Below are 12,943 nucleotides of genomic sequence, written 5' to 3' on the forward strand. Positions count from 1 at the left end.
GTTTTCTTGCTACAGAAGGGTTTCTGAGTTGACCAGCGTTCCTGTCACCAAGTTGAACAACGGCGTCGAGATGCCGCAGCTCGGCTTCGGCGTCTTCCAGGTGCCGGCCGCCGAGACGAAGGCCGCGGTCAAAACCGCGCTCGACGCCGGCTACCGCAGCATCGACACCGCCACGGCCTACGGCAACGAAGCCGCCGTCGGCGAGGCCCTCGCCGAGTCGGGCATCGCGGCCGACGAGCTGTTCATCACCACCAAGCTGTGGAACAGCGACCAGGGCTACGACCAGACGCTGCGCGCGTTCGACTCCAGCATCTCCGCGCTGGGCCTCGATCAGCTCGACCTCTACCTCATCCACTGGCCGCTGCCCGCGCGCGACAAGTACGTCGACACGTGGAAGGCGCTGGAGAAGCTCTACGCCGACGGTCGCGTCCGAGCCATCGGCGTGTCCAACTTCCAGCCGGCGCACCTGCGCCGCGTGCTCGACGAGGGCAGCGTGGTGCCGGCCGTGAACCAGATCGAGCTGTCGCCGTACCTCGTCCAGCAGGAACTGCGCGCCTTCCACGCCGACCACGGCATCGCCACGGAGGCCTGGAGCCCCCTGGCCAAGGGCGGCGACCTCCTGGGCGAGCAGGCCGTCGTCGAGGTGGCCACCGCGCACGGCCGCACGCCCGCCCAGGTCGTCCTGCGCTGGCACCTGCAGCTGGGCAACGTGGTCATCCCGAAGTCCGTCACACCCTCGCGCGTGGCCGAGAACTTCGACGTCTTCGGCTTCACCCTCACCGACGCCGAGGTGGCGAGCCTGTCGTCGCTCGACCGCGGCCTGCGCACCGGCCCGGACCCGGACACGTTCGACGTGGCGTGAGGTCGGCTTGACAACGGGCGGCTCCCTTGGTGGGGAGCCGCCCGTTTTCTGTTCTACGGTGCGGTATGGAGATCGAGCTGCGGGACTGGCTGCCCGAGGACGCGGCGTGGTACGTCGCGCAGGTGCAGGACCCGGACACGTTGCGCTTCACCACGGAGCGGGCGACGCTGACGGTCGCGGAGTTCCGGCACGCCCTGGAAGCATTGCGCCGCAACGAGAACGCCCTCGGCTTCGTCGCCATCGCCGCCGAGTCCGGGGAGCGGCTGGCCAACCTCGCCGCGGAGCGCGAAGGTGCCGTCGCGGAGGTCAGCTACTGGGTGACGGCCTCCGCACGAGGCCGCGGAGTCGCGCGCCGCGCGCTCGCCGAGCTGTGCCGGCGGGTGAGCGCCGCGTGGCCCGGCACCGAGATCCGTCTCTGGACGCACGCGGACAACGTCGCTTCGCAGCGAGCGGCCGAGCACGCCGGCTTCGGCCGGTTCGAAGGCCCGCCCACGAAAGAGGTCGGCGGCCAGGTCTGGCCGGTGGTCCGCTACCACCGCCTCACGGCTTCCGGGCCACTCCACCCAACGTCAGATAGTTCAAATCCCCCAACGGAGTCATCCGCGGCCCATCGGGCCACCACTCGTGCATCATGCCCAGGCCCGGCTCCAGCAGCTCCAACCCGGTGAAAAACGACTCGATCTCCTCCCGCGACCGGTGCACCGTGCCCAGCCCGGTGCCCTGGAAGGTCGAGTCGATGAGGTGCGCCAAGGCCTGCCGAGGGGGGTCGGCCGGGGGTTCGTGGTGGTGGGTGAGCAGGAGGTACGAGCCGGGGGCCAGCTGGTCGACGTAGCTGCGCACGATGAACTGCGCGCGGTCGAGGCTGTCGATGTGGTGGACGATCGAGCAGAGCAGCAGGGCCATCGGGCGGTCGAAGTCGAGGTGGCGGTAGACGATGGGGTCGCCCAGGGTGGCGCCCGGGTCGGTGAGGTCGGCGCCGGAGACGTGGGTGCGGTCGTTGGTCTCCAGGACGGCGCGGCCGTGGACCTGGACGACCGGGTCGTTGTCGACGTACACGACTCGCGCGTCGGGGTTGTGGCGTTGGGCGACCTCGTGGGTGTTCTCCGCGGTGGGCATGCCGGAGCCGAGGTCGAGGAACTGGTCGATGCCGCGGTCGGCGGCGAGGTGGCGGACCACGCGCATGAGCCACGCGCGGTGCTCGTGCGCCATGTCCTGGGCGCCGGGGGCGACGGCGAGCAGGCGCTGGAGCATCACGCGGTCGGCTTCGTAGTGGTCACAGCCGCCGAGGAGGGCGTCGGACAGGCGGGCCAGGCTGGGGCGGTCGGGGTCGAAGCGCGTCGAGGTCCCCGAAACCACCATTGCCCCCTTCGCGCCACGGACAGTGCACAGACTACGACACCGCGTCCACCAAGTGAACCCACTCCCCACAGCCTGCTCCACCTGCAGTAATCCTCAGGAGAACGAGAGTTCTACCCACGTCCTCCCGGTGTCGGTCGTCCGATACACAGCGGAGCCGCTTTCGGCGTCCGGCAGCCCGTCGACGACCACTCCGACGCCGTCACCCACGAAGGCCAGATCCGAGAGTCCGACGCCACGATCGGACAGCACGGTGGTGGTCCACGTGCGGCCGCCGTCGGTGGTGTGGTGGAGGAAGCCGTCGCCGCCGCCCTCGGCCGCGACGGTCGCGGTGTCGGCGGTCGCGGCGCTGAAGCCCTGCGTGATGCCGACGGCCGGCGCGTCGGCCGTGCCGCTGAACGTGCCGCCCAGCTTCGGCGCGCGCCACATCCGCCGCTCCGACGAACCCGGCTGCGGCGAACCCGGGCTGCTGCTGCACAACGCGATCACCTGCCCGGCCCGCACCCCGCCCAGCGAGGCCGCGGTCCCGGACGGGCACGGCGGCGACGCGGGCGTGAACACCACTCCGTCGCGCGAAGTCCAGTACTCCTCGGTGCGGTAGTCGGCGCCCAGCGCGATCTGCAGCCCTCCCCCGGTGGCCAGGTCGCCGTAGGTGATGCCGCCCGTGACCTCGAACCCCGGCAGCGGCGCCAGCACGGGCGCGCCCGCCAGGCCGGAGTACACGGACGTGGTGTTGCCGTAGGAGTTGCTCGTGACCACGGCAAAAATCCGGCCGCCCGTCTCGGCCAGCACGGACACGTAACGCTGCCCGCCGCCGGCCACGAGCACCGTGAACCAGTGCCGGCCGCCGTCGCGCGTGGCGAGGATGCGGGAGCCGTCGGTGACGTACAGGTGCTGAGCGCTGGCGGCGACCAGCCGGACGTGGTTGTGGTTGTCCGGCAACGACATCGGCGGCGCGCCCAGCCTTCGCCAGTGCGCGCCGCCGTCGGTCGTCTCGAGCAGGACCGGGCACCAGCCCGGTTCGCCGCAGTCGGTGTAGCCGAGCACGAAGCCGTGCTCCGGCCCGGTCCAGCTCGTCGACGCGGGTGCGAAGCCGGCAGGAACAGCAGAAACATCAGGAGCAGCAGTGGCGGAGGCGGGGACGAGGGCCAGCACGGCGAGTGCGGCCGCGACGACGGCGGCGCACCGGGTGGGTTTCATGATCGGCAGGACGTGCGGCCCTAACCGAGGTTGCCCGCCTTCCCCCGGACGGCCCGGAATTCAGCCCTTCGGCTTCCGCGGCGACGGAGGCGCCGGCGGCCCCGGAGGTTCAGGCTGGGGAACCTGCGCCTGAACCTGAGCCTCCTCCACAGCCTTGTCCCCGGCGGGGGCGGCCGCGTCGAAGTGGTCCCGGCACCACCTGCCATACCGCCTCGAATGCACTGTCATCGCGTCACCTCCTCCCGGACTGCACGGCGTGGACCCCACCAGGGTCCCCCGTGGACCGGAAGTGCGCCAGTGCTTTGCGCGGCTCGGCGGCAAGCCTCAGCCGACCGGGTGGCGCCCCTCGGCGAACTCCTCGATCACCTTCGCGCAGAACGCCGGCAGGTCGTCGGGGTTCCGACTGGACACGAGACCGTTGTCCACCACGACTTCTTCGTCGACCACGGTGCCGCCCGCGTTGCGGATGTCCGTGCGCACGCTGGGAAACGAGGTCAGCGTGCGCCCGCGGACCACGTCGGCCTCCACGAGCGTCCACGGCCCGTGGCAGATCACGCCGACGGGTTTGCCCGCGCGCACGAAATCGCCCGCGAACCGCACGGCCGCCGGGTCGCGGCGCAGGTTGTCGGGGTTCATCGTGCCGCCGGGCAGCAGCAGGGCGTCGTAGTCGTCGGCGGAGACGTCGGCGACGAGCCGGTCGACCGGGAACGTGGCGCCCTTGTCGATGTCGCCGTTCATGGCCTGGATCTCGCCGTCGGCGAGCGAGACCAGGTCCACCGTCGCGCCTTCGGCGGTGACCGCCTTGCGCGGCTGCTCCAGCTCCACCTGCTCGACGCCGTCGGCCGCCAGGATGGCCACCTTGCGGCCCTGAAGTACTTTCGCCATCGGGTTTCCTCCGTCCGGGGTCCAAGTGACTGACCCCCGGCTACCCACGTGGCGGACCGCTCAATCCGCGCGCGCCACGGCTTCGATCGCGAGCACGGCGATGTCGTCGTGGCCGGAGTTGCCCAGCCACGCGCGCACGGCCTCGCGCAGCCGCGCCACGACCTGGTGCGCCGGCAGCCCGACGCAGTCGGCGAGCACGGAGTGGAACCGCTCGTCGCCGAACAGCTCGGCCGATTCCGTGCGGTTGCGGGCTTCCGTGACGCCGTCGGTGTAGAGCAGGCAGACGTCGCCCTCGTCGAGGTGCACCGTCGCCTCGGCGAAGCGGGCCTGCGGCGAGATCCCGACAAGCGTGCCCGGCACGCTCACCTCCTCGACCCCGCCGTCGCGGCGCAGCACGAGCGGCGCCGGATGCCCGCCCGAGGCGAGCGTGACGTCGAGACCCGAGTCCGTCGGCGCCACCGAGCCGAGCACGAGCGTCGCGAAACGGTTGGAGCCGCCGGCGATGAGCAGTTCGTTGAGCAGGCGCAGCATCGTGCGCCCATCGCGTTCCACGAGCTGCAGCGCGGCCAGCGAATGCCGCACGCGGCCCGTGAGCGCGGCCGCCTCGGCACCCTTGCCGCAGATGTCGCCGACGACCACGAACGCGCTGCCGTCTTCCCTCGCGGTCACGTCGTAGAAGTCGCCGCCCACGCCGAGAACGCCACCGGCCGGCTCGTACCAGAGCGCGAAGTCGGCGCCGTCGACCTCCGCCGGCGGCGTCGGCTTCAGCGTGGTCTCCAGGCCGCGCGTCGCTTCTTCCTGACGCGCGTAGCGCTGCGCGTTGGCCAGCGCCGTGCCCGCGGCCGTGGCGAACGCCTCGATCGCGCGCGGCTGCCCGGCGCCGAACGCCGGTTCCGTGCGCCGCCCGATCAGCACCGCGCCGGTGACGCCGCCCTCGTCGACGCCCAGCGACACCGCCGATACCTCGGCGTGGCCGGAGAACCGCTCGGCCACCGCCGACGGCATCGTGGCCACCTCCGCGGCGGGTACCACGCGCACCTCGGGCGGCCCGATGGCCGCGAAAGTCTCGGCCACCGCCGGCGCGTGCTGAGCCGGCACCCGCCGGATGCGGCCGTGGCCGGGCGCGCCGTGGTCCTCGCAGCTCCACCACTCCCAGCGGCCGCGGGTGGTGGGCAGCAGCACGAACACGCAGTCGCCCAGCGCGGAGGCGGCCAGCTCGGCGATCACGCGCGCCGTGCCGTGGCGGCCGCGGGCCGCGGCGAGTTTCGGACCGGCTTCCGCGAGGAACTCCTCAGGACGACGGGGGCTGTCGTCGACCACGGTCCACACGCGCCAGCCCTCGGGCAGCGGGCGCAGGTGCGCGGCGCGGCGGACGTCGCCGAGGTCGATGCGGCCGGTGCTCTCCGTCACGGTGACGAGCACGGGCGGACCTTCGGCGGCGAGCGTGCGCGCGGCCGCGTTGGCCCAGCGCACGGCTCCGGCCGGGTCCTGGACGAACACCGGGTCCCGCACGTCTTCGAGCACCGAACGCCAGAAACCCCCGTGCTCGGGCAGCTCGGCGCCGGGTGGCAGGGCCGACGCCGGAGCGGGCCGTGACACCATGCACGAACCTCCTGCCTCCGGGTCGACCGACTTGTCGTCAGTACAAGGTTGGCACAGCGTGAGCGGGCGGACTGGCTCGAAGTGTAGGGCGAACCATGGCACGCTGGGTCGACGACCATGGCTGGCACACGCGTGGTGGAGAGGGTCGGCAGACATGACAACCGGTTCCGAGCGGGACGAGATCACCGGGGGAAGCGGCATTGCCGCCGGTGAGGCGGCCGCGCTGGAGCGGCTCCTGGCCGCCGTCCGTGACCTCGGCGAAGGCAACTTCCGCCGTCGGCTCGTGGCGAGCGGCGACGGGATCGCCGCTCAGCTCGCGGGCGCGTTCAACGACATCGCCGAGCGCAACCAGCGGCTCGTGACCGAACTCATGCGCGTGCGCGGCGCCGTCGGGCAGGAGGGCCGGCTCACCGAGCGCGTGCGCGCCGAGATCGGCCCCGGTGGTTGGACCACCGCCGTCGAGACGATCAACGGGCTGATCGAGGACGTCAGCAAGCCCGTGGTGGAGCTCGATCGGGTGCTGGGCGCGGTGGCCGAGGGCGACCTCTCGCAGCCGATGGCGCTGCAGCTGGACGGCAAGCCGCTGCAGGGCCAGTACGCCGACCTCGCGAAGACCGTGAACGGCCTGCTCGCGCAGCTTTCGCGCTTCGCCGCCGAAGTGATCCGCCTGTCGCGCGAGATCGCCGGCGAGGGCCGCCTCGGTGGTCAGGCCGAGGTCCCCGGCGTCGCGGGCACCTGGCGCGACCTGACCGACTCCGTGAACTTCCTCGCCGACAACCTCACCGAGCAGGTCCGCAACATCGCCCAGGTCACCACGGCCGTGGCGCGCGGCGACCTGACGCAGAAGATCAACGTGGACGCCCGGGGCGAGATCCTCGAGCTCAAGAACACCATCAACACCATGGTCGACCAGCTCTCGTCGTTCGCCGACGAGGTCACCCGCGTCTCGCGCGAGGTCGGCAGCGAAGGCCGCCTCGGCGGTCAGGCGCGCGTGCCCGGCGTGGCCGGCACCTGGCGCGACCTCACCGACTCGGTGAACCTGATGGCCGACAACCTCACCGACCAGGTCCGCAACATCTCCCAGGTCGCCACGGCGGTGGCCGCGGGCGACCTGACGAAGAAGATCGACGTGGACGCCCGCGGCGAGATCCTGCAGCTCAAGACCACGCTGAACACCATGGTCGACCAGCTCTCCGCCTTCGCCGACGAGGTCACCCGCGTGGCCCGCGAGGTCGGCAGCGACGGCCGGCTCGGCGGTCAGGCAGAGGTCCCCGGCGCGGCCGGCACGTGGCGCGGGCTCACCGACTCGGTGAACCAGATGGCCGACAACCTCACCGACCAGGTCCGCAACATCTCCCATGTGACCACTGCCGTGGCGAAGGGCGACCTGACGCAGAAGATCACCGTCGACGCGCGCGGCGAGATCCTCGAGCTCAAGACGACGATGAACACGATGGTCGACCAGCTCTCCGCCTTCGCCGACGAGGTCACCCGTGTCGCGCGCGAAGTCGGCACCGAGGGCATGCTGGGCGGCCAGGCGCAGGTGCCCGGCGTCGCCGGCATCTGGCGCGACCTGACCGGGTCCGTGAACTTCATGGCCAACAACCTCACCGCGCAGGTCCGCAACATCGCCCAGGTCGCCACGGCCGTCGCGCGCGGCGACCTGACCAAGAAGATCGCGGTGGACGCCCGGGGCGAGATCCTCGAACTCAAGACCACGCTGAACACGATGGTCGACCAGCTCTCCGCCTTCGCCGACGAGGTCACGCGCGTGGCCCGCGAAGTCGGCACCGAGGGGAAGCTGGGTGGTCAGGCGGCCGTGCCGGGTGTGGCCGGCACGTGGAAGGACCTGACGGACAACGTCAACTTCATGGCCAACAACCTCACCGACCAGGTGCGGAACATCTCCCAGGTCACCTCGGCGGTGGCGAAGGGCGACCTGACGCAGAAGATCAGCGTCGACGCGCGCGGCGAGATCCTGGAGCTCAAGAACACGCTGAACACGATGGTCGACCAGCTTTCGGCGTTCGCCGACGAGGTCACGCGCGTGTCCCGCGAGGTCGGCACCGAGGGCAAGCTCGGTGGCCAGGCCCGCGTGCCCGGCGTCGCCGGCACGTGGAAGGACCTCACCGACAACGTCAACGGCATGGCCGACAACCTCACCGAGCAGGTCCGCAGCATCGCCACCATGGCGAGCGCGGTGGCCAACGGCGACCTGTCGAAGAAGATCTCCATCGACGCCGCCGGCGAGGTCGCGGCGCTCGCGGCCACGCTGAACAGCATGGTCGAAACGCTGCGCGCGTTCGCCGACGAGGTCACGCGCGTGGCGCGCGAGGTCGGCACAGAAGGCATCCTCGGCGGTCAGGCGCGCGTGCCGGGTGTGGCCGGCACGTGGAAGGACCTGACCGAGAACGTCAACTTCATGGCGCACAACCTGACCAGCCAGGTGCGCAACATCTCGCAGGTGACCACGGCGGTCGCGCGAGGGGACCTCTCGCGCAAGATCGACGTCGACGCGCGCGGCGAGATCCTCGAGCTCAAGACCACGATGAACACGATGGTCGACCAGCTCTCGGCGTTCGCCTCGGAGGTCACGCGCGTGGCGCGTGAGGTGGGCACCGAGGGCAAGCTCGGCGGCCAGGCCGAGGTCGAGGGCGTGTCCGGCACCTGGAAGCGGCTCACGGAGAGCGTGAACCAGCTGGCCGGCAACCTCACCACCCAGGTGCGCGCCATCGGCCAGGTCGCCACGGCCGTGACCGCGGGCGACCTGACCCGCCACATCACAGTGGACGCGTCCGGCGAGCTGGCGGACCTCAAGGACAACATCAACCAGATGATCGCGAACCTGAAGTCGACGACGTCGGCGAACCGCGAGCAGGACTGGCTGAAGACCAACCTCGCGCGCCTCGGCGGGCGGATGCAGGGCCACCGCGACCTCGCGTCCGTGGCCACACTGATCCTGTCCGAGCTGGCGCCGCTGGTGAGCGCGCAGCAGGGCGCGTTCTTCCTGGCTCACGACGACGGCAGCGACCCGGGCCGCAAGGTGCTCGACTGCATCGCCGCGTACGGGCTCGCGCAGTCGCGCGCCGGCCTTCGGTTCACGCTCGGCGAGTCGCTGATCGGGCAGGCCGCCGTCGACCGGCAGACGATCCTCGTGCGCGAGGCGCCGCCGGAGTACGCGCTGGTGTCCTCGGGCCTCGGCTCGGCGCCGCCGGTGAACGTGATCGTGCTGCCCGTGCTGTTCCAGGGCGAGGTGCTCGGCGTGCTGGAACTGGCGTCGGTCAACGAGTTCTCCGCCGTGCACCTGGATCTGCTGGAGCAGCTGCGCCACACCATCGGCGTCAACGTGAACACGATCCTGTCGAACTCGCGCACCGAAGCGCTGCTCACGGAATCGCAGCGGCTGGCGCAGGAACTGCGGGCGCGCTCGGAGCAGCTGCAGGCGCAGCAGGGCGAGCTGCGGCGATCGAACACTGAGCTGGCCGAGAAGGCGGCACTGCTGGCCCAGCAGAACCGCGACATCGAGGTCAAGAACATCGAGATCGAGCAGGCGCGCCAGGAGCTGGAGGAGCGCGCCGGGCAGCTCACCGTGGCGTCGCAGTACAAGACCGAGTTCATGGCGAACATGTCGCACGAGCTGCGGACCCCGCTCAACAGCGCGCTGATCCTCGCGAAGCTGCTGTCGGAGAACCCGGAGGGCAACCTCACGGAGAAGCAGATCCAGTTCGCCAAGACGATCTGGGCGGCGGGCAGCGACCTGCAGCAGCTGATCAACGACATCCTCGACCTCGCGAAGGTCGAGGCCGGGCGCATGGACCTGCAGATGTCCGACGTGACGCTGCCGGAGCTCGTCAACTACGTCGAATCCCTGTGCCGTCCGCTCACGTCGGACAAGGGCCTGGAGTTCGCCGTGCTCATCGACCCACCCGTGCCCGGCAGCGTGCACACCGACGAACACCGGTTGCAGCAGGTGCTGCGCAACTTGCTGTCCAACGCCGCCAAGTTCACCGACGAGGGCGGCGTGCGGCTGCACATCCGCATGGCGTCGGCCGAAGAGGTGGAGCGGGAGGCGCTGCAGTCGGCGGCGGGGATCATCGCGTTCGGTGTCGAGGACACCGGCATCGGGATCCCCGAGGAGAAGCTGGCGATCATCTTCGACGCGTTCCGCCAGGCCGACGGCACCACGAGCCGCAAGTACGGCGGCACCGGCCTCGGGCTCTCGATCAGCCAGCAGCTCACTGAACTCATCGGCGGCGAGCTGCGCGTGCACAGCGAACCGGGCCAGGGCAGCACGTTCACGCTGTACCTGCCCGTGGGCGCGGCGAACCTCATCGCGCCCGCCGTCCCGGTGCGCCCCGCGCCGAAGCTACCGGTCCTGCCGAGCACCATCACCGTGACCGAGCCGGACAGCGCCCCGAAGCGCTTCAACGGCGAGAAGGTCCTGATCGTCGACGACGACCTGCGCAACGTCTTCGCCCTCGCGGCGGTGCTCGAACAGGCCGGCCTGGAGGTGATCTACGCCGACACGGGTGTCGCGGGCATCCGCGCCCTTGAGCGCCACGAGGACACCGCGCTGGTCCTGATGGACGTCATGATGCCCGAGCTCGACGGCAACGCCACCATCGCGGCCATCCGCGCCGAGGCGGCCCACGAGGACCTGCCCGTGATTGCCGTCACAGCCAAGGCCACCGCCGAGGACCGCGAACGCACCCTCGCCTCGGGCGCCGACGACTACATCACCAAGCCGGTGGACACCGACCTGCTCCTGGACGTGATCGCCACCCGCCTCGAGGCCGACGCGGCCTCGTCTTCGCAGGTGAACGGTTATGGAGCGGGTGACGGGAATCGAACCCGCGTAGCTAGTTTGGAAGACTAGGGCTCTACCATTGAGCTACACCCGCAGCGCCCCCACTGGGACCCAGTGGACCCGGAGGCTGGCCCAGCTTAGCGTGAGGGCTAGGCTGGTGCGGCACACCCCCTCCGGACCCCGGCTCGGCTCGGGTTTCGGCGGGTGGCGGGCATCGGGATGTGGCGCAGCTTGGTAGCGCATTCGCTTTGGGAGCGAAGGGTCGCAGGTTCAAATCCTGTCATCCCGACTCAGGCAATTGGTGTGACCAGCGAAAACGGCGGGGCTTCTCCGAGAGGAGAAACCCCGCCGTCTCAGTTTCCGTCTCAGTACAAGCCGTTATACGGCGTTCAGACCACCGCGCGCAGCCCGGGCGGGTCGTCGCCACCGGAGTCGCGGCCGGACGATTTCGCGGCATCGAGGAGTTGCTGGAGCTGGTCGATCAGCGAGGCTGCGTCAGCAGGCGCCGCAGGTGGCGCCTGCTGTGGAGCTTCGCTCCAGAGGAAGTTGCCGACCTGGTCGGCGATTCCCGTGACGACTTCCGTCGGCACGTGGACGTATCGCTTCGCCACTGCCGCGTCGCCCCAGCCCATCACCTCCATGATCGCGGGCAGCGGCACCCGCAAGACCAGCAGCATCGTCGCTGCCGTGTGACGAGCATCGTGCAATCGGGCGTCGCGAACCTGAGCCTCGGCCAGCAACGTCTTCCACTCATCGTGATCCGCCCGCGGATCCAGCGGCCGGCCGGTCGGCTGCGCGAACACCCAGCCCCCTTCCTGCCATTCGGTGCCGGCAAACTCGCGTTCCTGGTCCTGCGTCACCTTGTGCTTGCGCAGCAGCTCGAGGAGCGGTCCGGGGATGCCGACGGTGCGGCGTCCAGCTTTCGACTTCACGTCCACCTCCCGCAACCCGCCACCATGACGTTCCGGACAAGAGCTGGCGTGCCGTACGCAGTCCGGCGGGCAAACCGGCGGGCACTTCGCATGCCTGGTGCACCCGAGCGGGCACGGCTTCATTTTGTGGAGTCGCCCGCCGCAATTGTGCGGGTCGTCGCAGCCGTGCTTCCACTTGTGGCGTTGAAGCTGTCGGGGCGTGCGGAGCAAACCGGCGTCCAGATCGATCCGCGACCACTTCAGCCCGAGCGCCTCACCGCGACGCAGGCCGAGCGCGAGAGCAATCACGAAGCGTGTGCCGTTGCGCCGATTGCGGGCCGCCGCGAGTACCCGCTTGGCCTCAACCGCGGCCAGCGGAACGATCTCGTCCTCGTCAAGTCGTGGCGCCCTCGCCAGTTTCGCCGGATTGACAGCCAGGCGTCCGCGGTCGACCGCGACCGTGAGTGCTGTCTTGGCGGTGCGATGGACTTGGTGCACCGTTCCTGATTTCGCGCCGGCCTTGGCCATCTTGACGTAGAGCTTCTCCAGGTGCTCAGGCTCCAGCTTGCGGAGCCGGTGCGCCCCAAGTCCGGGGATCAGGTGCTTGTAAACCGCAACCCGATACCCGGTCAGCGTGCTTTCCCGCACGGAAGGGGCTGCCACGTTCTCCACCCAGTGGCTCAGCCACTGCTCGACCGTCCACGCCTGCGAGCCGGGCTTCGCCGCCCTGCCGCTATCGCGTTGGCGTTCGAGTTCGCGTACCGCCGCGATGACCTCAGGCTCGGACTTTCGTTCGACGTGCCGACGGTCTGGCTCGCCATTGTCGAGCACCCCCATGGAGACACGGCCATGCCATTTCCCATCCTGGCCGAGGTAGATACTGCTCGCCCCGTTCGGCGCTCGCGAACCTTCAACACGCTTCCTGCGCGGCATCCTCAGCATCCTCCTGCTTCAGCTATAAGGCGCTCGACATACGCCGTCAGCTCATTGGCCGGCACTCGCCTGTGGCGGCCGACCAGGACGCTTGGCACAACCTCGGCCTTAATGAGGGCGAACATGGTGGTACGGCTGACTGCGAGCCAATCAGCGGCCTGCTCGACCGTCAGCATCCGCCGCGGGCCAGACGGGCCTTGACCCGAGCTCGCCTCAGTCGCCATATGCAAATACCCGTGTTCTGCGTTCAACATGAAAAGAATCGTACTTCAGATCCGAAGGACGGTGGCAACAAATTGCAAGTTCATTTCTTCACTCTATTTTCATAATTTGCGCGCGTCGCACATGTCGCTGACGTTGCACAGAAAGGACTCTAATCACCATGGC

Annotated in this window: 8 protein-coding genes, 2 tRNA genes and 1 pseudogene; 4 read left to right on the forward strand and 7 right to left on the reverse strand. The window is 70.0% G+C overall.

Annotation, left to right across the window (positions count from 1 at the left end; all coding sequences use genetic code 11):
• Window positions 1-28: 28 nt before the first annotated feature.
• Together AB0H62_RS09510 and AB0H62_RS09515 are read left to right on the forward strand one after the other, a co-directional pair.
• Entirely contained in the window at window positions 29-862 is an 834-nt protein-coding gene (locus tag AB0H62_RS09510) for an aldo/keto reductase (protein ID WP_360585215.1), read from the forward strand.
• Between the two features lie 65 nt (window positions 863-927).
• A pseudogene (locus tag AB0H62_RS09515) lies at window positions 928-1,320 on the forward strand (GNAT family N-acetyltransferase); the annotation flags it as partial.
• Window positions 1,321-1,402: 82 nt separating this feature from the next.
• Here the strand turns inward: AB0H62_RS09515 and AB0H62_RS09520 are convergent.
• The 4 genes from AB0H62_RS09520 to AB0H62_RS09535 form a co-directional block, all read right to left on the reverse strand.
• A complete protein-coding gene (locus tag AB0H62_RS09520; protein WP_255638293.1) occupies window positions 1,403-2,218 on the reverse strand; it encodes an SAM-dependent methyltransferase in 816 nt (271 codons plus the stop codon).
• Window positions 2,219-2,314: 96 nt separating this feature from the next.
• Complete coding sequence (locus AB0H62_RS09525) at window positions 2,315-3,418, reverse strand: hypothetical protein (RefSeq protein ID WP_220242958.1); 1,104 nt, start codon at window positions 3,416-3,418, stop codon at window positions 2,315-2,317.
• 324 nt (window positions 3,419-3,742) lie between these two features.
• Window positions 3,743-4,303 carry a type 1 glutamine amidotransferase domain-containing protein gene (locus AB0H62_RS09530; protein ID WP_220242959.1) on the reverse strand — a complete coding sequence of 187 codons (561 nt, stop codon included), beginning with the start codon at window positions 4,301-4,303 and terminating at the stop codon, window positions 3,743-3,745.
• A 60-nt stretch (window positions 4,304-4,363) separates the two neighbouring features.
• A complete protein-coding gene (locus tag AB0H62_RS09535) occupies window positions 4,364-5,905 on the reverse strand; it encodes a PP2C family protein-serine/threonine phosphatase (RefSeq protein WP_360585218.1) in 1,542 nt (513 codons plus the stop codon).
• 154 nt (window positions 5,906-6,059) lie between these two features.
• Between AB0H62_RS09535 and AB0H62_RS09540 the strand changes: the two genes are divergently transcribed.
• Complete coding sequence (locus tag AB0H62_RS09540; protein ID WP_360585405.1) at window positions 6,060-10,781, forward strand: HAMP domain-containing protein; 4,722 nt, start codon at window positions 6,060-6,062, stop codon at window positions 10,779-10,781.
• Here the strand turns inward: AB0H62_RS09540 and AB0H62_RS09545 are convergent.
• Window positions 10,733-10,806: transfer RNA gene (locus tag AB0H62_RS09545), tRNA-Gly, on the reverse strand. The genes AB0H62_RS09540 and AB0H62_RS09545 overlap by 49 nt on opposite strands.
• A 121-nt stretch (window positions 10,807-10,927) precedes the next feature.
• Between AB0H62_RS09545 and AB0H62_RS09550 the strand changes: the two genes are divergently transcribed.
• Window positions 10,928-11,001: transfer RNA gene (locus tag AB0H62_RS09550), tRNA-Pro, on the forward strand.
• Between the two features lie 100 nt (window positions 11,002-11,101).
• Here AB0H62_RS09550 and AB0H62_RS09555 read toward each other — a convergent pair.
• Together AB0H62_RS09555 and AB0H62_RS09560 are read right to left on the reverse strand one after the other, a co-directional pair.
• On the reverse strand, window positions 11,102-12,556 hold the full coding sequence (locus tag AB0H62_RS09555; protein ID WP_360585220.1) for a site-specific integrase: 1,455 nt from the start codon (window positions 12,554-12,556) through the stop codon (window positions 11,102-11,104).
• 2 nt (window positions 12,557-12,558) lie between these two features.
• Window positions 12,559-12,810 (reverse strand): excisionase family DNA-binding protein, encoded by a 252-nt coding sequence (locus AB0H62_RS09560; protein ID WP_360585222.1) that lies wholly within the window; start codon window positions 12,808-12,810, stop codon window positions 12,559-12,561.
• Window positions 12,811-12,943: the final 133 nt, after the last annotated feature.

Origin of the sequence: Amycolatopsis sp. NPDC050768 (assembly GCF_040654155.1) — a bacterium.
Lineage (GTDB): Bacteria > Actinomycetota > Actinomycetes > Mycobacteriales > Pseudonocardiaceae > Amycolatopsis.

Coding starts and splice junctions, on each gene's coding strand:
- AB0H62_RS09525 (WP_220242958.1), bottom strand. CDS start 3,418: ATGAAACCCACCCGGTGCGCCGCCGTCGTCGCGGCCGCACTCGCCGTG.
- AB0H62_RS09530 (WP_220242959.1), bottom strand. CDS start 4,303: ATGGCGAAAGTACTTCAGGGCCGCAAGGTGGCCATCCTGGCGGCCGAC.
- AB0H62_RS09535 (WP_360585218.1), bottom strand. CDS start 5,905: ATGGTGTCACGGCCCGCTCCGGCGTCGGCCCTGCCACCCGGCGCCGAG.
- AB0H62_RS09540 (WP_360585405.1), top strand. CDS start 6,060: ATGACAACCGGTTCCGAGCGGGACGAGATCACCGGGGGAAGCGGCATT.
- AB0H62_RS09555 (WP_360585220.1), bottom strand. CDS start 12,556: ATGCCGCGCAGGAAGCGTGTTGAAGGTTCGCGAGCGCCGAACGGGGCG.
- AB0H62_RS09560 (WP_360585222.1), bottom strand. CDS start 12,810: ATGTTGAACGCAGAACACGGGTATTTGCATATGGCGACTGAGGCGAGC.